Origin of the sequence: Microcoleus sp. D2_18a_D3 (assembly GCF_036702455.1) — a bacterium.
GTDB lineage: Bacteria > Cyanobacteriota > Cyanobacteriia > Cyanobacteriales > Microcoleaceae > Microcoleus.
Map to the genome: position 1 here is coordinate 39,373 of NZ_JAUBTK010000029.1, position 19,065 is coordinate 58,437.

The window sequence follows — 19,065 nt, forward strand, 5'->3', positions numbered from 1 at the left end:
TTTTAAATCCACATATTATCGAGCTTCCAAATCTCTCCAACCTTTGAAGCCTTGCTTGTTTTTAGCTTGTCTTTTCCCCATGCGATCGGGGGTTTGGACTTATTGGCTTCTGCGCGCACCGTTCGATCTAAATAAAGCTTTATCTGTCGATTCTTGATTGACAAGATCGATTTTGTGAGTGCGATCGGTGCTGCTAGCAACGCTGTGCTGGCAGCACACGCGCTATTCGACTCCCAGGGCTGCTTAATCCAACCATTTCTTTGGGATCGTTTTGTCATGACTCAATGTTGCAGACAACTTGCGATCGGGTCAAGGGGTCTTTTGCCTCAATCCTGGGTAGTTATACGCATTTTCGTGAGTTTGGGGATCATATTGTCAGGGAATCTTGACAATAAGGCGTGGGTGGGGATCGTCAGGGAAACAATTGTCAACATTCCCTGACATGAATTAGATGTGAGATTGAGTCGGCCAGGGCGGTACTATGGATAGAGGAGATTTAGTACAAAATTTGGTAGGCTGGCAGTTGGGCGATACTCTTGTGCAAGCTTCGCTAACGGGCGATCGCAACTACAAACCAACATTCCTGAACGCAAAAATGGTTTGACGCGCTACTGATACAGATAAGGTGGGCCCTGCACACCCTACACATAGAGGTTCTGCGTAAATCTTGTAAAATCTAAAATCTAAAATCTAAAATCGAATGACTCTAACGCTTTACAACAGCTTGACCCGTCGCGAATCACCTTTTGAGCCCCTCGAACCAGGAAAGGTGCGGATGTATTGCTGCGGCGTTACGGTATACGATTACTGCCACGTCGGCCACGCCCGCGCTTATATTGTTTGGGACATGGTGCGGCGTTATCTGATGTGGCGGGGATACGATGTGCGCTACGTGCAGAATTTTACAGATATTGACGACAAAATTCTCGATCGCGCCCGCGAAACAAATTCAACAATGGAAGCCGTGGCGGAACGCTTCATCGAGGAATATTTCGTAGATATGGACAAGCTGAATATTCTCAGGGCTGATGAATATCCCCGCGCCACCCATACAATGGACGGCATTAAACGGCTGATTCACGAATTAGAAAATAAAGGTTATGCCTATGCTTCCGGCGGCGACGTTTACTACAACGTGAGGCAGTTTGCCGATTACGGAAAACTTTCGGGCCGCAAGTTAGAAGAAATGCAAGCCGGGGCTAGCGGTAGATTGGAAACCGCAGAAATAGAAGCTCAAAAAAAGCAAGATTCCTCTGATTTTGCCCTGTGGAAAAGCGCTAAACCGGGAGAACCTGCTTGGGATTCATCTTGGGGAAAAGGTCGCCCCGGATGGCACATTGAATGTTCGGCTATGGTGCGCGATTGCTTGGGCGAAACTATTGACATTCACTGCGGCGGTTCCGATTTAACTTTTCCGCATCACGAAAACGAAATTGCTCAATCTGAAGCCGCGACTGGCAAGTCTCTGGCTAATTATTGGATGCACAATGCTTTTGTGACTGTCAATGGCAAAAAGATGTCGAAATCTTTGCACAATTTTATTACAATTCGCGATTTGTTGGAGGGGAATTGGTCGGGTGATTTGGAATCTAACCCCCCCGCAGCCCAGGGCGGGCACGGGGGCACCGCCCCTACGCAGGGGGGGAGTAAGAATGAAAGCGAGAAGTCAAAAGCGGTGGAACCGATGGCGGTGAGGCTGTTTGTGTTGATGGCGCAGTATCGCAGTCAAATTGATTTTACCGAAGAGGCGATCGCTAGCGCTCGAAATGGCTGGAATACCATCAATGAAGGTTTGCTGTTTGGGCTCCGCTACGGTTCTCAACTGAATTGGGACGTTGAGAAAACAGGACAGGATAGCAAAGCTGTGCAGGAATTTCAATCAGCAATGGACAATGATTTCAATACTCCCGGCGCTGTGACGGTTTTGTTTGAATTGGCTAAGGAATTGGGCAAGGAAGGCAATGTTTTAGTGCATCAAGGCAAAACAGAAATTTCGCCGGAATTGTTGCAGCAAAAATGGGTAACTTTGGTGAGTTTGGCGGGGGTTTTGGGTTTAGAGGTTCAGCCTGAAGGTGACAGCAGTGATGCTGTTGATGGTTTGAGTGATGGGGAAATTGAGGTGATGATTCAGCAGCGGAAAGATGCCCGAAAAGCGAGGGATTTTGCTGAGGGCGATCGCATTCGCAACGAACTTAAGGACAAGGGAATTACTCTGATCGATCAAAAGGATGGTACAACAATTTGGCATCGCAGTTGAAACTAAATTCATAGTCTGCGGAGGCAGACTTTGTTTGACAAGAAGCGGTTTCAACCGCCGAATTCTAAACACGCTCTAATGTCTTCCTCCGTCAACTCTGGAAAATCGTCCAGAATTTCTGCCTGAGACATTCCCGCAGCCAGCCAGCCCAACACATCATACACGGTAATTCGCATTCGCCTGATGCAAGGCTTTCCACCGCGTTTACCTGGTTCGATCGTAATGATGTTGCTATCGCTCATGACAAGACCTAGTTTAGTGCATTTTTCTTGAAGTTTAGCCTAGTCTTGGAATAAGCGATACAATTTACTAAACTTCGCAAGTTGTTCAACCTTAGAGGTAATAGCCTAGCTCTATGAATACCCTCGACCAAGTGCTAGAAACTGCTTTGCAACTGTCCTACGAACAGCAGGAAATGCTGATAAAAATCCTGCAAAACCGTCACCGCGAGAGTATCCGCGCCGAAATAGCTGCGGATGCTCAACAAACCTTAGCTGATTTCCGTAAAGGCAAATTCCGACAGCAGTCAGCCGAGGATGTTATTTCAACATTACGCCAGTCTTTGGACGAGCCCGAAACATGAGACCACTGGTTCTGACTCCCAAATTCAAACGAGCATTTCGCAAGTTTGTCAAACGAAATCCTGACCTCCAGCAACGTATTGAAGAATCTCTTCAACAAATGGAAGCAGATGTATTTTTTCCCAACCTAGGTACTCATAAACTAGGTGGCAAACTTGATGGTCTTCAGTCCTGCTCTTGCGGCTATAATTGTCGGATTGTGTTCTCGATAGAAGAGGATACGGAAACAAATAGTGAAGTCATTGTTTTACTCGACATCGGGACACATGATGAGGTCTATTAACTGTGTCAGTTATTATTAGATAACAACTTCACAAATAGACTTAATTTTTCTTTAATTTATCCACAAACTCCGCAACAGCCGCGACAAATTCTGCGGTGGATTCATAGGGCAAAACATTGCGCCCCGGCATTAATAAACCTTCCGCATTGGGAAAAGTTGCTAAATATTGCGCTAATCTTTCATCCGGTTTCTCTTCCTTACCCGCTTGACTGATGCTTGAGGCTTTTTCTCCCATCACAACGAGTACGGGTCGATCGAACTTTTGAATCGTACCGCTATAATCCTGGCGCCAAAACCCCGCTAAAAACGAGAAAACCGCGTGTCTGCTGTCAGGATTTGCCGCCCCAGCCTGCAAAGCATCCAACCATTCGCTGTCAACTTTTGCCGCATCGCCAAACAGTTGTTTCACTGAAAAAGAACGCAAAAACTCAGCGCGTCTGGCGTAGCGGTAAAAAGCGTTTCCCAAGGGAGAATTTAACAAATTCCAGACAATCCGTTGCTGTCTTTCGGTAGAATGTTTGTTCATTACCGCCCAAGCGGGAGGCCCTGCGAGGACTAAGCCACGAATTAAATTTGAGCCGCTTTCCTGCTGCATTTTTGCTAAAGCTAAGCCTACAGACAGTAAAGCACCTTGCACGAGTACGATCGCAGGTTTTTTGACTACAGTTTCCAAGAAATACTGCAACTGTGCAGCCCAATCGTCAGGATAGCAAGCCACAGCCGGCATTTCGCAATCGCCGCACCCCAAAAGGTCGGGATTATAAATCGGATTAGTGTTCCCTGCTTTGTACCAACTCTCACAAAATCTCTGCCAAAAGATTCTTGACAAACCAACTCCTATCGGATGAATTAATAACAAAGGGATGCTATCTTCTGTCGCAGTAGTTGGGTTATAAACATCATAAGCACAGCGATAGTTTTGCCATTCGTAAAACAGCGTTGGTGACTTTATAGACGAAATGGCGGACAAATCTTGGGTTGAATATTGCGGCTGCATATTAATCTTTTAATTTTTAATGTACTATGATACGACAATGCGAGTTTGAGCTTGGACATTTGGTTGTGAGTGGGCAATACGAATCTCTACATTGCTGCCGAGTGCGTTGAGAAAACTAAATAGGCGTTCTGTAGAGAAGTCGGATAATTTACCGCGCATCAATGCTGATATTTTGGGTCGATCGATTCCTAAGAGCTTTTCTGCTTCAGTCTGGCTTAGTTGGCGTTCGGAGATTAACTCACTGATTTGATGAGCTAGTTCTGCCTTAATCAATAGTTCATCAGGATGGGGGAGCCCTAAGTCAGCAAACACATTCCCACTGCTTGAATGCACTTTCATAATCTTAATTGTAACTTATATCATATCGTTTATTATAAAATCAAGGCTGAGACGATCGACAACAATATCATTACTCAATTTTGTCTGAATAATTATGTCAGAACAGCGGATTACCATTTCTTTACCTAACTTGCTGCTAATTGTAGCATCGTCCTTGCTGCTAGTGCTGCTGTGGCAATTGCGAAGCCTGCTAGTAATTCTGATGATATCAGTTGTGCTGGCTGCTTCGATCGTCCCGATCGTTAATTGGGCCGAAACCATGCGGGTTCCCCGCTGGCTGGCGGTGATTATGGTTTATTTAACTCTCATCGGCGGATTTAGCGGGACGGTAGTGTTAATAGGGCCGACGGTCATCGAACAAATAGAGTTGCTGCTGCGGCAGTTACCAGTTTATGTCGAAAGTTTGCGAACTGTGGCAACTAATGTATTGAGTCGCCTAACCGACGATGCCCCAACCTTGGTGGGTCAGTTGGTGGACACTCAATCGCTGACTAATTGGCTGATTCGATCGAGTCAACAACTGGTTTTGCGATCGTACAGTTTAACGAGAGGCATTCTAGGTGGGGTCTTCAGCCTAGTTTTAGCATTATTTATTTCAGGTTACATGGTTGCCGACAGCGACACATTAATCAAAAGTTTGGTGCAATTTTTCCCTAAACCTTGGGACGCAAGATTAGCCGCACAAGCCGCGCCAATCGGTCAAAGAATGGGGAGCTATATTCGCGGGCGAGTGTTAGTTTCGGGTATTTTAGGGATATTTATTACCACTGGTTTGAGCATTTTGGGAATGCCGGAATTTGCTTTAGGCTTGGGTGCGATCGCCGGTGTTACCAACTTGATTCCCTTCATCGGCCCAGTGTTGGGAGCAGTACCAGCATTAATCGTAGCATTAGCTAAAGGTGGCTGGGTACTTTTGTGGGTATTACTGTTATTTGTAATTATCCAGAATTTAGAAACTTACGTCCTCGATCCTTTGCTGGTTGGTTCATCGGTTGGGGTGCATCCTTTATATCAATTGCTGTCTGTCTTGGGAGGCGTTCAAGTATTAGGAATTATTGGAGCCGTCATTGTGCCACCTTGGTTTGCGGGAGTAGCAGCTTTGATTGAGAACTTGTATTTAAAACCGAAACTTAGGAGTGAACATCGAGAGGCAATAGATCGGGCTAAAAATAATTCTGACTTGCCACCTCTTACACCTTCGGCGTGACAGCAGGGGAGAAGAAGAGAAGGGGAGAAGTGGAGAAAAGGAGAAGGGGAGTAGGGAATTGAAACATACAATTTATATCGTTTCTGTTGGCATCGGAATAATAATTTTCGGAGTTCAGCGCTTACGTGACCGATCGCGGGGACACTCGTACTTGGGTATAATTCCGTAGTTGCCAGGTTTGATCTTAAATTCACAACAGCAATTTTAACATCCCAGAAGCCGTTTGATATCAAATCCGTTGGCATCGGAATTATTCATCTCTCTCTTCTCTTCCTCTGCGTCCTCTGTGTCCTCTGCGGTTAAATCATTCCGGTTCAACCGGATGTGATATGACTCCAATTATTCGATCGCTACCATTGACACTTCAACAGTATCTACAAGTCTGCCGACTAATGACTGATTACTGAACACTAACAACTAAGGATTAATTGCCACTTCAATGCGGCGGTTGCGCTGCCGATTAGTATCCGAACTATTATCCACCGAAGGGCGACTTTCCCCATAGCCGATCGCCACCCAATGATACTTCTGACCGAGTACACCCGACAAATACTGCACCACAGCCTGAGCCCGCGCAAACGACACATTGCGATTATCCGCCGCTTCCCCCGCGTCGTCAGTGTGGCCCGCAACCCGCACAGTTGCCCCCTCGTGATTGCTCAACTCCGCCACCAAATTGTCCAAAATCGCATTAGTACCCGCGCGCAAAGAAATGCTGCCAGCATCAAACAAAACATCGCTGGGCAGAGTCACCATCAGCCCATCCCCCCCAAACACCGGATTATTGGCATTCTGTGGCGCATTATTCACCGTTTCAGGGTTCAGACTCGGGCTGCTGCCGATCGCGGGTAAAGCAGGAACAGGACTTGCCGCCGTTTCCGGCCCCGCCAATTCCCGCGACATCAACTGCAAACGCTTTTCCAAAGTTTCCGTCGGGCGGCTGCTGCCCAACTGACTCTCCAAAGCCGCCGTGCGACCAATCAGCGCGTTGAGTTCGCCCTGCAACTGTCTCAAATCCGACAGCAATTTCTCTCTCTGGGCAGGACTGACTGTTGACTGGGGAGTCGGTGTAGCGGTTGGTGGCGGCAGCGCCGGGATTGGCGTTGCTGGGGCGCGTTTCGGGCTGGAGGTCAAATTTTGAGTTACACGCAGCAATCTCTCTGCCAGCGGCATCTCCGTCGCGCCTGACGGATAAATTTGAGCGATCGCCATCCCCAAAACCCACGCAAAACCGCTGCCCACCCCCAGCAGCAGCAGTCGAAAAATCAGCGACAGTAAAAGCAAACCTTTTCCCCGCGACTTGGAGACGCGAGTGGGGGGGATTGAAGGTTTTTGGTTAAAAGATCGCGTCATATTTCATCCCTCTCGGTGTACAGACCACATTAATTTCGATACTATCTTACCTATCCGATTGGAAATTTGAGATTTGAGATTTGAGATTTGGCCTCCAATCTAAAATCTAAAAAAGAAACCCGGTTTATATAAATCTGGGGTTTGGTGGCGAAGCATCGAGGCAGAAACCGGGTTTCTAGTCCGTTGCGTGCCAGCCTGAATCTGTTGGATAATTCAGTAAAACTTTTGGAAAAAAAACCGATGACTGACCCTTTAAATAGCCCTTATCCCGTTCCTTGGGAATGGATTAGTGCCACTCATGCTAAAGTGAGCTCCACTGCCGGCACAGGCCTCCGCTATTATCGCAGTCCATCCCTAGTATCAACTAACGGTCAATACGCGGCTTACAGTCGAATTGAGTTGCAAGTGCAGCCGGAATTCTCCCGGTGTCGGGTTAGCAGTGTCATGTTTGTGGAAAACCTCAAAACCGGGGAACTGCAAACAGTGGCGGCTGCTTCGCCACTGGCCGAAAGTGGGATGTATGCTAGCGATGATACAGATATGTCCGGGACGATCGCCATTTTAGTGCCTGTTTCTTGGAATCAAGACGGTTCCCGCATTCTCGCCCGCGAATTTGAAGCACTTTTCAACTCTTCCGATATGTCCGACTACGGTGTCATTTGGGACAAAAATGATAATTACACTTATACCGTTGCTCCCGCTCGCAGTCTTTACACTCATGCTGTATTGTTGGGTTGGAGTCAAGTTTGTCCCGGACAAGTTCTGTTCCGCGCAGGCAATTTGGGCGATCGATCTTGGCCTCTTTGTGCAGTGGATATGACAGGGCAAACCGTAGCAGTCACCGAGGACAAACCCCTAGTTTTCGGCAGTCAAGCCAGCACAGACTGGATCGAACCTAAAACTCGTTTTTAGATATTATGGCGGCATTTTCTTGGATATGGCCCACAATTTTTCTAGTGTCAGGTCAGTCTTTCAACCAATTCATTTTGACGCTGGCGCTGATAGTTCTGGCTGTTATTTCCGGTCTAACAGCTTTTATTTTTATTCGGATTTTCATTAATTGGTTGCAAGCGAAATTGGAGGCAAACCGCCCTTTTTTTATACGCTCGTTCACCAGAAATACGGGCAATTCAACCGCTAATATTTCCGAACCTGAAAAGGTTTTTTTAGAGCCCAGATTCGTAGAAAGTGACGGGAATATAACTGCTACTATTTTTGGAGGCAAAAGCGATATTTCAGCAGCGCTTCAGCCGGAGATAATTTGCGATAATTCAGCATCCGTTGCCTATCTATACAAGCCGATCGCTCTTTGGCACGGGCGCTTAATTTTGCCCTCACATGAACAGCGCCAGCCCTACGGTACCGTGTTTTTTGAAGTAATAAATGCACCCAAAAAATATAAAAACTTTATTGGCAAAACAGCATTTTTAAAATGGAGTACAAATCGCGAAGTACAGTTTTTTGTCCACGCAGTCAGTCAAGATATAAACTTTACACAAGAAACTAAAAAAAGTCAAAAATCTGGCAACATCCATCCAGATAGATTGAACGGTTGGCGAAATGTCGGCCCTTTAGAAACTCTAGCAGGCACCCGACTCGAAGACAGCGTGACTGTGATGCTGCGAAGACCGGTGATTGCGATTCATTATAGCAGCAGCGATCGCCAGGAACTCACGATCGATCGCGAACCAGTACAAATTATCGGACGTTTCTGCGCCTTAGTCACAATTTTACAGCGAAAAGAAGGCGACAGCGACAAATTTATTGTCCGGCATTTCAACAAAACATCTCAACAATTTGACGGCGCCGCCGAAATCATTCGGATTCCGCAAGTACAGCCAGACAAAAATGGCGTAGCGAGGTCTACCAATCACCTGATCGAACAATCCCCATTAAATCCAGACGGCTGGTACATTTATGGCGAAAGAGACGAAGACAGTATATTTGTAGTGCAGGCAATTGAACCCCGCAAAATTGCCCAATTAACACCAGATGAAACACATTTCGGTCTCACAAAATCTCTCGCTTATTTAAACAACAAAAATTGGGAAAATACACCAGCCCAAAAAGGGCAAGCAAAAAGAGTATTGTTAACCCCAAATGAGGCTACAGAAAACGATTCCATCTCTCCTTGGCAAGAAGGAGATATCGGGATAGTGATTCACAGTTTTGGCGGTATCGGCGGCAAAAAAGGCGAACGGGCACCGCTGGGGATTGTCACCGGACATTTTGCTTTGGGAGTAGCAAAAGTAGTGCGCGATCGCTTTACCAGCGAACTGCGTTTTGACATAGAATACAAACAAGTTTACGCCCATAATCCCGACGGAATTGTTGCCGGTTCCAGCAAATGGCAAAGCTACATGGGAGATTTGCAGCGCGGCTGGTTGGGCGATCGCCCGGTTTGCGATATCATCTGTAAATTAGACTGCGTGTGTTGCGACTACGATTTTGACGGCATCACCTTGTCGCCTTTAACCGAATTAAACCAGCAACTAGATATCATGATGGCCCGCTACCGCAGCGGAGACGGCACCGGCGCAAGTTTAGTCACGCCAGCAACTTCTTGCGTCCAAGATTCAAGTCAGGCAATTTACGCGACACTTAAAAAAATTACTTCCGAAATAGAGTCAAATCCTCAGATTCAAGACTGGCTAAAAACACATCCTACCGACGCACAAACCCAAAGATTTCACCAGCTAGTAGCATTAGGAGAGAGTTTAGAAAAAGTATTAATGCCCCTCGGTATTGTTCGTCCAGATTGGCGCAAAAATTCGAGATTAGCGGGGATAGATTCTGAACTGAAAAAAACCTTTTTTGTTGGTATAGCAAACCTGATAAAAGCTGCTATTAGTTACCGCACAATGTTGCCCAGGCGCACCCAAGATGAAATCGCCAAAATTTTCTTAAAACAGGGAGCATTTTTGTGGATAATTCGCACCAATCAAGTTGGAGGATTTGACCCAAACATTGAGCCGATCGCACCAACAGGCATTTGAATCAGCAATCGATTTGTAGATGATTCGGCGATTGATATCAAATCCGTTGGCATCGGAATTATTCATCTCTCTCTTCCCTTTCTCTGTATCCTCTGTGTCCTCTGCGGTTTCATCATTCCGATACAACCGGAATTGATATGACAACTGACTGTTTGGACATTTGAACAATACCGATGCAACCGGAAAGGATAGGAAGTCGCTACTAGAAAAACCAAGTCTGCCTCCGCCGACTAAGAGATTGAGGGAGGATTTAAGCGGGATTTGGTATCTGCCAACAGTCAACAGTCAACAGTCAACAGTCAACCGTTAACAGTCAACCGTTAACAGTCAACACTTAACCGTTAACAGTCAACAATCAACCATTACCAAGGAGTGACTTGAACAGTCCCGTCTGGTGCCAAAACTACGCGGAAATCAGCCAGCGGTTCCGCAGGTGGCCTGGTGCCAACCGGTTTGTAAAGCAACTCCGACAAAGGCGTTTCAGATCGATCGACTGCTGCCGAATTTTCCGGCTTGTAACCGACAATCGCCCCGTCTGGGGCCACACTCACCCGATAAACCAACTCCGCATCAACCGGAGGCTTATCCTTCACAACTCCGTCAATTTGCTGGGAAAGTTTGCCCCTCAACAGCTCAATTTGCCCTGGATCGGTAATTGGCGCGGCTGCAGCATCAGGGCTTGCCAAACCTTCAGCAACAGGACTGGGCGTGCTTTCCGGCGAAGTGCTCGACTGCGGTGTGGGGCTTGGTGAAGCGTCCGACTGCGGCGCGGGGATCGGAGTCGGCGAAATCGATTCAGCGTTGGGAGTTTGAGTCCCAGGCAGCAAACCGTCCGCAGGGGGCGTGGGATTGGGATTAGGCGAACCCGATCCGCCCGGATTCGGCGTCCCTTGATTCTGGCCCGCTGGATTGGGCTGCGGCACCGGATCTCTCTGGCGCTGGACTTCCGGCACCGGCACCAAGAAAAACGCCATCGCCGCCAAAGCCAAACTCGACACCCCCACCACAGCAGGTAAAGTCCGCTTCGCCAAAGGTTCGGCCGACTTGATATAACGCCTGGAAATTGGGGTTAATTGCAGCGACAATTCCGGCAGTGTCTGCGTGTCGGCAAAAAACTGATCGATCGCCTCTACCAAGTCAAATAGCTGTACCGTCGTCAAATCAACTTTTGCCGACTGTTCTGTTTTTTGATCGATTTGGGTTGGGCTGCCTGTGGAGGCGGGTAGAACGGTCAATCGGTGCAAGTTCCCGTCAATTCTGTGCAACTGCACCATACCCAAATTCGGGCCGTAGCGATCGGGATAATGCACTCCGCTCATAAATTCTTGAGCGTAGCTGCTGACGGCCCTGACCAAGCTTTCAAAAAACTCCCGCCCCCCCGTCAGGGGCTCGCCGAGACCTTTCACATAGCATTCAGCGCTCATTAGTATGGAAAGCACCGGCCGTATATCTAACTGGCTGGGTGCCGATCCATCGCTCAACCCTTCTAGAACTAGGGTGCAATTTGGCAGACTGTACTGACGCCTAATAGTCATTTTTTATTCAACTTCTCCATCAAACAGGCTAACCCAGAAGCGCTGCATTCCGGCTGTGCCTGTACAAAATAACAGTTTGCTCAACAAGTTCAAAGCTAGTTCGTTGAGCTTTTCGTCGGAATCGTAAGCTGCAACTAGCGATCGCTTGGGGTTCATGCGCGATCGAAAGTGAGCTCTAAAGCGTTCTAAATACTCGGCCAGCTGCAGGTTCTGGTTGAGGGGGATATTTCTCGATCGCAACTGCTGGGAGTCTAGCAGCAACTGCCGAATTGTGGCGGTTAACTTACGCGCCATATTACAGGCGATCGCCACCAGCGCTTTTGCCTCCACCGTGGTAAGGGAGCGGCGCTGGGTATAGCGTCTCAGCGGGTTAGTATTACGCATCAGCCAAAGGGCAACCCGATTTTTGATAATTGATTCCAATTCCAGGTCCTTTGACACGGCCAGCATTTCTTCGGCACCTCCGAGATACAAGGCTTCGATCGCCAGCAACATCAAGTCAATTTGCAATCTGGCTCGGCGGGGACATCCCCCATCGGAGGGCGACAAGTCTGGCAAACTGTCTAAAATTAACGGGTTTGACTGGGTAAGCGAAGTTTCTGACGGCATTAAGATCACGGCAACATCCATTCCAAACAAACTATACGGGCACGGGGGGTCTTGAGCAAGACAAATTCTCAACCAAGAACTTCTCTGGGATACTTTATTTTTATCATTGACTTTTAAGTATATTTTCTAATTTAGCAGCAACCGACCGTCGCGGGCGAGCTCCGGCGAGAGTTCGATCGCCCACTCTCCTACCCCCGCCGCCGCTTTGTGATTCCTTGCTTCGCGTGGGGAGAATCGGAAAGCGACCAAGAATTACCCCTTTCCCCTTTCTTATTTTCTATGGGAATCAATCAATGTTCAGGCTTTTGGGGTTGCACCGCCGCTTCTCTTTGAGCCGTAAAATCAGTAGCCGCCGCCTTATCAGTTAGACTAATTTTTCCCTTGAGGGTTTCTTGCTCCACAATTCCGCGCATTTTAACAGAACTGTTTTGACCGGTTGCTGTGGAGTCGCTGCAACCCGCTAAATTAGGAACCGCACCCGACAAGTTCAATCCTTGAGTTTCCCACTTACCAAATAGATAAGGTTTCTCCTCGGCTGTTTTTTCCCTGCCCTCCCTGCTGCCCGATCGCAAATTACCGCTCAAATAAACACCCGATTGCTCGATTGTCAATACCAAAACATCAGAATTCAGACATTCGGGCAAACTTTTAGGATCGAAGCGATAATTTCCTGCAATTGCCGGGGCCGCCTTTAAATTTGCTTCCCCGTAAGCAGTTACTACTTTAAACAGCAGTGAAACTGAGCCGATCGCAATCCCGTAAAATGCCAGCGATTTGAGACTTAAATGATTCATAATCTTGGTAATTAATAATTGGGCATTGGGCATTGGGCATTGGGCATTGGGCATTGGGCATTGGGCATTGGTACTAACTCACAAGTCACCAATAATCAATAACCAATAACCAATAACCAATAACAACAGTCAACAGTCAACTGTCAACTGTCAACTGACTACATTTGAGGAAGTACCGATGCCAAGTGCGATCGCACTCTAACGTAACACCGCGCAATCAGTAGCGAAGAATGACACTGCACAGCCAATTCATCAGTATACTGTCCCAAAGTTTGGCGCTCAATTCCCCACTCCCGACTCGTACCCGCAATAGTCAAATCAGCATTAGCAGAAGCCACCACCACTGCTTGAATGGGTTCAGCAGCCTCCACAATCGGAGTTTCAATGCGCGATCGCACCTGAACCGGTAACTGATCCATCACTCGCTGAAACTCGTAACTCAGATTGTTTTCAGCTTCCCCGTCAACCGCCACCCGCAGCACCGTCAAACGGCGTTCCTCGCTATTAACTAACAGTCTCAGCGCCAATTCTAAACCAAAATCATCGTGAATGTTTGCCGCGTAAGGTACTAACAAGTTATTCAACCTTTCCCGGCCTCTGTCAACAAAAATTGCTACATCCACCTTAGCGTTGCTGAGAATTTGGCCGACACGCCCTCCCAAACGGTTGCTGCTAAAAGTAGGTCTGTGCCATCCTAATAAAATCAAATCCGCGCGATCGATCTCCGCGATTTGGGCCGTCTCCCTGGCTACATCATTAGTAACCCGAATGATGGGATGTACGAATTTTCTCGCATCGGGCACTTCCAAACTATCAATCAATTCTGATAATTTCGAGCGGCGCTCTTGAATAATGCGATCGGCTTCCGCAGGCGTACTTTCAAAGGCATAGTCATCATTTAATTCTATCAAACTCAGAGGATGAACCGCCGCCGACTGTAAATCCTCACCACCCATACCAGCAGCAGGCTGCGCCAGCGCTACCGCTAGTCGCAGTAAACCTTTCTGCGTGCTGGGATTGGCAACTGGTACTAAAATTCGATAAGTTGGCAGCAATTTATTAGCAGTTTCTTCGCTGCTGTCAGCCATTTCTAAATCCTCTAATTCTGAATCCTCAGAGTTAACTTCTGAAATATCTAACCGAATTAACCGTTTTGGATAAGTCCACTCCAACAGAGGCGAAGTCATAAAAGTTGTCACTAAAGCCATGATGACTAACATCGTAAATAGCAGCGGCGAAACTACGCCCAAGGAAAGACCGATATTCAGCACAATTAGTTCAGTCAAACCGCGAGTATTCATCAGCCATCCCAGCGCTGAAGCTTCGCGGTTGCTGATGCCACAGACTCTGGCCGCAACGTAAGTGCCGACGTACTTGCCGATAATTGCCACTCCCAAAACTGCGGCGCACAGCAGCCACAATTCGGGACTGTTGAGCAAGCCGATTTGAGTCCGCAAGCCACTGTAAGCAAAAAATATTGGCAGCAGAAATATTAGTACAAAGTCTTCGGTTTTTTCTGCTAATTCTCTGGTTAATCCCGCATTTTTCGGCATGGCTGCACCCAGCAAAAATGCACCGAAGATTAAATGAATGCCGATCAATTCAGTAATTAAGGCAGAAGCTACAACTCCCATGTAAATTCCTGACAGCACTAACTGTGTTAATCTGCCAGTGCGGTTGTACTGTTTGGAAAGTCGCTGCAAGAACCAGCGGACTATAGTCAGCATGAAACCGATGTAAATTAAAGACTCAATAATTGTCGGCAAAGCACCGATCATCGAATTAGTACGAGTAACTGCGATCGCCACCGCTAACAAACACCACGCCGTTACGTCATCTACCGCAGCGCAAGTCAAGGCCAGCGTCCCCAATTTTGTATTCTGCAAGTTGTGTTCTGTAATAATTCTTGCCAGCACCGGAAAGGCAGTAATTGACATCGCAGCGCCCAAAAACAAAGCAAAGGCGGTAAAGGAAACGCTATTATTTGAAACGATGGGATACAGCAGCAGTGCGAGCAAGCTTCCCAGGGAAAACGGCACTAGAATGCTGACGTGGGAAGTTAAAATCGCTATATCTAAATTGCTTTTGAGGTACTTGGGATTCAGTTCCAACCCAATCAAGAACATGAAAAATATCAGCCCCACCTCAGACAACACGTTGAGGAATGGAACGGCCTCGGCGGGAAAAAGTGCTGTTGCTAAATCAGGTGCAACTAAGCCAAATAGAGAAGGCCCAAGCATAATGCCTGCTACAATTTCTCCAATGACTTGAGGTTGTTTGATCGCTCGAAATCCTAAACCTACAAGTCTCGAAAGTGCGATAACAATTAGAACTTCAAGCAGGACGAGAATGGGTATGGGCATGGCGTTTTTAGCTTTGGGATTTTTGCGGATCGAGAAGGCAGGGTAGTAAAGCTGACTGAATTGCCGATCGAAAAAAATGGATACCAGCTCGATCGAAGGTAGAAGGCACTCTTAGGCGCACCAACAACGCCATTCTCTCACAAGCGAACAAAGGCTTTGGCAACCTCCCATCTGGATTTTTGGTTTTTTACAAGCGCTTGCAAGTAACTTTAACCGCAGCGTGCGTACCCCGCACCCAGCCCGCGCCCTAAATCTCACATCCGGATGCCAAGTGAACCCTACGGATATCAGATTGTCAGAAAAAGTAGCGCGCGCTGTGATAAACTAGAAAAGTTGTTTAAATTCGCACATCCGGGTTTTCGGGTGTTTCTAGGGCTCAAACCTTCAGAAATACGACCGGGTGGAGGATTAACCCGAATTAGGAGTTAAAAATACAATGCCAGTAGTCAGTTTGGCTCAAATGTTAGAGTCAGGGGTTCACTTCGGACACCAAACCCGTCGGTGGAACCCGAAAATGTCTCCCTACATTTTTACAGAGCGCAACGGGGTTCACATCATTGACCTCGTGCAAACCGCTCAGCTTATGGAAGACGCCTACGAGTACATGAGAGTTGCCTCAGAAAAAGGCAAAAAGTTTTTGTTCGTGGGTACGAAGCGCCAAGCTGCCGGGATTGTAGCCCAAGAAGCTCAACGCTGCGGTGCTTATTACGTCAACCAGCGCTGGCTGGGGGGAATGCTCACCAACTGGACGACGATTAAGTCTCGCGTGGAGCGCCTCAAGGATTTGGAGCGCCGCGAGGAAATCGGCGCCCTCGATTTGTTGCCGAAAAAAGAAGCTTCGGTACTGCGCCGAGAAATGGCAAAACTCCAGAAATATCTGGGCGGGATTAAATCTATGCGGAAGATTCCCGACGGAGTGGTGCTGGTAGACCAACGCCGCGAGTATAATGCGGTGTTGGAATGCCAAAAGTTGGGAATTCCGATCGTCTCTCTGTTGGATACCAACTGCGACCCGGATTTGGTTGACATTGCGATTCCGGCGAATGACGATGCTATTCGATCGATCAAGCTGATTGTCGGCAAGTTAGCTGATGCCATCTACGAAGGTCGTCACGGTCAGCAGGGCGGCGACTCTGATGAAGACTACGACTACGACGGTGGTTACGAAGGCGCTGAATATGATGTCGAAATCGAAGAATTGGATGACCCCGATTATGTAGATCCCGACGACGCCGCTGACGCCGAGGGCGAAGAAACCGAGAGCTAGTATTGCCCTCGGAATCTGACATCAGGAAATTAAAAATTAAAGATTGAAAATTAAAAATAATAATTATTTTTAGTTGGATATTTTTAATTTTTAATTGTACATATAGCAATCCTTGCAGGAGTCGTAAATTTTTTACCCCACCCCAGCCCTCCCCGATGCCTTGGGGAGGGAGTAAGAAATTCAGAAATGATGCGAGGATTGCTATAGCACGAGTCTAAGTCATTAGTAGAGCTCTGGCAAAAGCATTCATTGTGTCAGGGCCAGAATTAATTCTGGCGCTACACCTACAAAGTCGGTACTAAGATCGACTGGGTATTTCTTCACTCTGGTCTAATCATTAACATTAAAATTAGTGACTAATGACTGATGACTAATGACTGATGACTAATGACTAATGACTAATGACTGATGACTAATGACTAATAACTAATTTTGATTGGGAACTTAAAGAAGATGGCGGACATATCTGCAAAACTTGTTAAAGAACTGCGCGAAAAAACTGGCGCGGGCATGATGGACTGCAAAAAAGCCCTCGTTGAAAACGAAGGCAATATGGAAACATCCATCGAGTGGCTGCGGAAAAAAGGTCTGGCTTCGGCAGGTAAAAAAGGTGGACGAGTTGCCTCAGAAGGACTTGTAGGTAGCTACATTCACACGGGCGGCCGCGTGGGAGTGCTCGTGGAAGTTAACTGCGAAACAGATTTTGTGGCACGTCGCGAAGAATTCCAAAAGTTGGTGCGGGATATTGCGATGCAAATTGCAGCTTGCCCGAATGTGGAATACGTGAAAGTTGAAGATATCCCCGCCGAAGTTGTCGAAAGAGAAAAGGCAATTGAAATGGGCAAAGATGACTTGGGCAACAAGCCGGAAAACATCAAAGAAAAGATTGTTCTAGGGCGGATTGAGAAGCGCATGAAAGAGTTATCTTTGATGGATCAGCCTTTTATTAAAGATCAGAATATCTCGGTGGAAGAGTTGGTGAAACAAACGATCGCCCAAATTGGAGAAAATATCCAAGTGCGCCGATTCGTGCGTTTTGTCTTGGGCGAAGGCATTGAAAAGGTAGAAGCTAACTTTGCCGATGAAGTGGCAGCCCAAATGGGTGTTCAATAATCCCAAATTAAGATAGAGAATTAAAAATTAAAAATGTGAAAAATCAATTTTTTGCATTTTTAATTTTTAATTTTTATAGGACTTATCGACAGACTATATTTGTAGTGTGGGCACTGCAAACCTTACTACTACAGACAGCCTAAAAATGGAAAACTTGCGTAATATCAAATCCGTTAGCATCGGCATAGTAAATTAGAGTTCACTGTTCACTGTTCACTGTTCACGGCGTCAACAGTCAACCGTCAACAGTCAACATCATTCTGGTGTAACCGGAAATGATATAAGTCCTATTTTAATTTTATACGAGAGATATGGTGCGACCAAGAGAGCGAATAGAGCAAGATTTGGCAGGACTCGAAGAGGCTTTAGCAGCCTTGAAGTTGGAGTTTAGCAGTACCTACGAAGGTTATTTAACTGCGTTGGGACAAGCGGTGCGGCAGCAGTTAATTTTGGCTTGCTATCACCTTTGCACTCAAGCAGTACCGGAGTCGTTTCTCAAGTTGTCCTTCGAGGCGCGGCAAAAAATGCAGCAGTCTGTAAGGGCTTTGGCTGCGGCGTCGGAGGAAAAATTGCGATCGCTGGTGACTGAATCACAAGCAGATGAAGAAATAGAGGAAGAGGAAGAAGAAGACGAAGAGGAAGACGACTTCGATGAAGAGGAAGACGACTTCGATGAAGAGGAAGACAAATCAGACGACAAGGAAGAAGACGAAAAGGAAAAAAACCAAGTTTCGGCCATTAACTATCTATTTTCATTGGCAAATTATCAATTGCCAAACGCCAATTCCCCTGAAAGTTTGGCACGCTGGCAAAATAGTATTGAAAAGTCGATCGCCCATATACTCAAGCTGCTTTCTCGCGACACCAACCGCTTGCTGCAACAGTCGGGAATCTTGCCGAGTCAATTGCCTGAACCGGTTCTAGAAGCTGCTTCTCAAGCTGAATCCTCCGGCGATAGTGTTGCCGGGCCGCCGAACTTATTAAACTTAATCATTGAAACCGATGCCTCATCAGCATCGCGAAAATTGGCAGCAACCTTTGGTAGTAGGGCGCTGCACATTACAGCGATTAAACTGCGGCTGTCGGAAATAGAGTTTGCCGATGCGGGAACCTCGGCTTGGCGCCAGCAAATTCGTAACCTGTCTGTAAAGTTGAACTCGCTGGGCCGCGATTACCAGAAAAAGCAGCGGGAACTCGCTGTGGTGGAGGCTGAGTCGGCTTGGCGATCGAGTTGGTTTGAAGATTAGTCAGTTGACAGTTGACAGTTGTCAGTTGACAGTTGTCAGTTGACAGTTGCCAGTTGTCAGTTGTCAATTGTCGGGAATTCTTGAGCTATGATTAATAACTAATGACTAACGACTAATGACTAAT

At 47.0% G+C, this 19,065-nt stretch carries 20 protein-coding genes; 10 read left to right on the plus strand and 10 right to left on the minus strand.

Annotated elements, in window-relative coordinates:
• Positions 1–2: 2 nt before the first annotated feature.
• Positions 3–278, minus strand: coding sequence for a hypothetical protein (locus QUB06_RS15610; protein ID WP_333436033.1), 276 nt, complete (start codon positions 276–278; stop codon positions 3–5).
• Between the two features lie 203 nt (positions 279–481).
• Here QUB06_RS15610 and QUB06_RS15615 point away from each other — a divergent pair, with 203 nt between their 5' ends.
• Positions 482–604 carry a hypothetical protein gene (locus QUB06_RS15615; protein ID WP_333436034.1) on the plus strand — a complete coding sequence of 41 codons (123 nt, stop codon included), beginning with the start codon at positions 482–484 and terminating at the stop codon, positions 602–604.
• A gap of 96 nt (positions 605–700) precedes the next feature.
• On the plus strand, positions 701–2,257 hold the full coding sequence (cysS, locus tag QUB06_RS15620) for a cysteine--tRNA ligase (RefSeq protein ID WP_333436035.1): 1,557 nt from the start codon (positions 701–703) through the stop codon (positions 2,255–2,257).
• Positions 2,258–2,307: 50 nt separating this feature from the next.
• On the opposite strand, the gene QUB06_RS15625 is transcribed toward cysS, so the two are convergent.
• Entirely contained in the window at positions 2,308–2,499 is a 192-nt protein-coding gene (locus QUB06_RS15625) for a DUF433 domain-containing protein (RefSeq protein ID WP_333436036.1), read from the minus strand.
• Between the two features lie 113 nt (positions 2,500–2,612).
• On the opposite strand from QUB06_RS15625, the gene QUB06_RS15630 reads away from it, so the two are divergent.
• Both QUB06_RS15630 and QUB06_RS15635 read left to right on the plus strand, forming a co-directional pair.
• Complete coding sequence (locus QUB06_RS15630; RefSeq protein WP_333429534.1) at positions 2,613–2,840, plus strand: hypothetical protein; 228 nt, start codon at positions 2,613–2,615, stop codon at positions 2,838–2,840.
• The gene (locus tag QUB06_RS15635) at positions 2,837–3,121 is read left to right on the plus strand and encodes a type II toxin-antitoxin system mRNA interferase toxin, RelE/StbE family (RefSeq protein WP_333436037.1); all 285 of its coding nucleotides are present in this window, start codon (positions 2,837–2,839) and stop codon (positions 3,119–3,121) included. The genes QUB06_RS15630 and QUB06_RS15635 overlap by 4 nt, the downstream gene beginning before the upstream one ends.
• 40 nt (positions 3,122–3,161) lie before the next feature.
• Here the strand turns inward: QUB06_RS15635 and QUB06_RS15640 are convergent, their stop codons facing one another.
• Together QUB06_RS15640 and QUB06_RS15645 are read right to left on the minus strand one after the other, a co-directional pair.
• Entirely contained in the window at positions 3,162–4,118 is a 957-nt protein-coding gene (locus QUB06_RS15640) for an alpha/beta fold hydrolase (RefSeq protein ID WP_333436038.1), read from the minus strand.
• Between the two features lie 24 nt (positions 4,119–4,142).
• On the minus strand, positions 4,143–4,457 hold the full coding sequence (locus QUB06_RS15645; protein ID WP_333436039.1) for a helix-turn-helix transcriptional regulator: 315 nt from the start codon (positions 4,455–4,457) through the stop codon (positions 4,143–4,145).
• 94 nt (positions 4,458–4,551) lie between these two features.
• On the opposite strand from QUB06_RS15645, the gene QUB06_RS15650 reads away from it, so the two are divergent.
• A complete protein-coding gene (locus QUB06_RS15650) occupies positions 4,552–5,664 on the plus strand; it encodes an AI-2E family transporter (RefSeq protein ID WP_333436040.1) in 1,113 nt (370 codons plus the stop codon).
• 417 nt (positions 5,665–6,081) lie between these two features.
• Here QUB06_RS15650 and QUB06_RS15655 read toward each other — a convergent pair whose 3' ends face one another.
• Positions 6,082–7,017, minus strand: coding sequence for an OmpA family protein (locus tag QUB06_RS15655; RefSeq protein ID WP_333436041.1), 936 nt, complete (start codon positions 7,015–7,017; stop codon positions 6,082–6,084).
• Positions 7,018–7,257: 240 nt separating this feature from the next.
• Between QUB06_RS15655 and QUB06_RS15660 the strand changes: the two genes are divergently transcribed.
• Positions 7,258–7,929: a hypothetical protein gene (locus QUB06_RS15660; protein WP_333108427.1), complete on the plus strand. Its 672-nt coding sequence runs from the start codon at positions 7,258–7,260 to the stop codon at positions 7,927–7,929.
• 44 nt (positions 7,930–7,973) lie between these two features.
• Positions 7,974–10,013, plus strand: coding sequence for an abortive infection protein (locus QUB06_RS15665; protein WP_333436042.1), 2,040 nt, complete (start codon positions 7,974–7,976; stop codon positions 10,011–10,013).
• A gap of 362 nt (positions 10,014–10,375) precedes the next feature.
• Here QUB06_RS15665 and QUB06_RS15670 read toward each other — a convergent pair whose 3' ends face one another.
• The 5 genes from QUB06_RS15670 to QUB06_RS15690 all read right to left on the minus strand — a co-directional run bounded on the left by QUB06_RS15670 (position 10,376) and on the right by QUB06_RS15690 (position 15,314).
• Positions 10,376–11,548, minus strand: coding sequence for a DUF4335 domain-containing protein (locus QUB06_RS15670; protein WP_333436043.1), 1,173 nt, complete (start codon positions 11,546–11,548; stop codon positions 10,376–10,378).
• A 3-nt stretch (positions 11,549–11,551) separates the two neighbouring features.
• On the minus strand, positions 11,552–12,178 hold the full coding sequence (locus QUB06_RS15675; protein ID WP_333436044.1) for a DUF3038 domain-containing protein: 627 nt from the start codon (positions 12,176–12,178) through the stop codon (positions 11,552–11,554).
• Positions 12,179–12,283: 105 nt separating this feature from the next.
• Positions 12,284–12,406, minus strand: a complete 123-nt coding sequence (locus QUB06_RS15680) for a hypothetical protein (protein ID WP_333436045.1) — start codon at positions 12,404–12,406, stop codon at positions 12,284–12,286.
• 41 nt (positions 12,407–12,447) lie between these two features.
• Positions 12,448–12,951, minus strand: coding sequence for a hypothetical protein (locus QUB06_RS15685; RefSeq protein ID WP_333436046.1), 504 nt, complete (start codon positions 12,949–12,951; stop codon positions 12,448–12,450).
• Positions 12,952–13,109: 158 nt separating this feature from the next.
• On the minus strand, positions 13,110–15,314 hold the full coding sequence (locus tag QUB06_RS15690; protein ID WP_333436047.1) for a cation:proton antiporter domain-containing protein: 2,205 nt from the start codon (positions 15,312–15,314) through the stop codon (positions 13,110–13,112).
• Positions 15,315–15,750: 436 nt separating this feature from the next.
• Between QUB06_RS15690 and rpsB the strand changes: the two genes are divergently transcribed.
• The 3 genes from rpsB to QUB06_RS15705 all read left to right on the plus strand — a co-directional run bounded on the left by rpsB (position 15,751) and on the right by QUB06_RS15705 (position 18,941).
• Positions 15,751–16,581, plus strand: coding sequence for a 30S ribosomal protein S2 (rpsB, locus tag QUB06_RS15695; protein WP_333436048.1), 831 nt, complete (start codon positions 15,751–15,753; stop codon positions 16,579–16,581).
• Between the two features lie 453 nt (positions 16,582–17,034).
• Positions 17,035–17,694, plus strand: a complete 660-nt coding sequence (gene tsf / locus QUB06_RS15700; protein ID WP_333081940.1) for a translation elongation factor Ts — start codon at positions 17,035–17,037, stop codon at positions 17,692–17,694.
• A 311-nt stretch (positions 17,695–18,005) separates the two neighbouring features.
• Complete coding sequence (locus tag QUB06_RS15705; protein ID WP_333389688.1) at positions 18,006–18,941, plus strand: hypothetical protein; 936 nt, start codon at positions 18,006–18,008, stop codon at positions 18,939–18,941.
• Positions 18,942–19,065 lie beyond the last annotated feature (124 nt).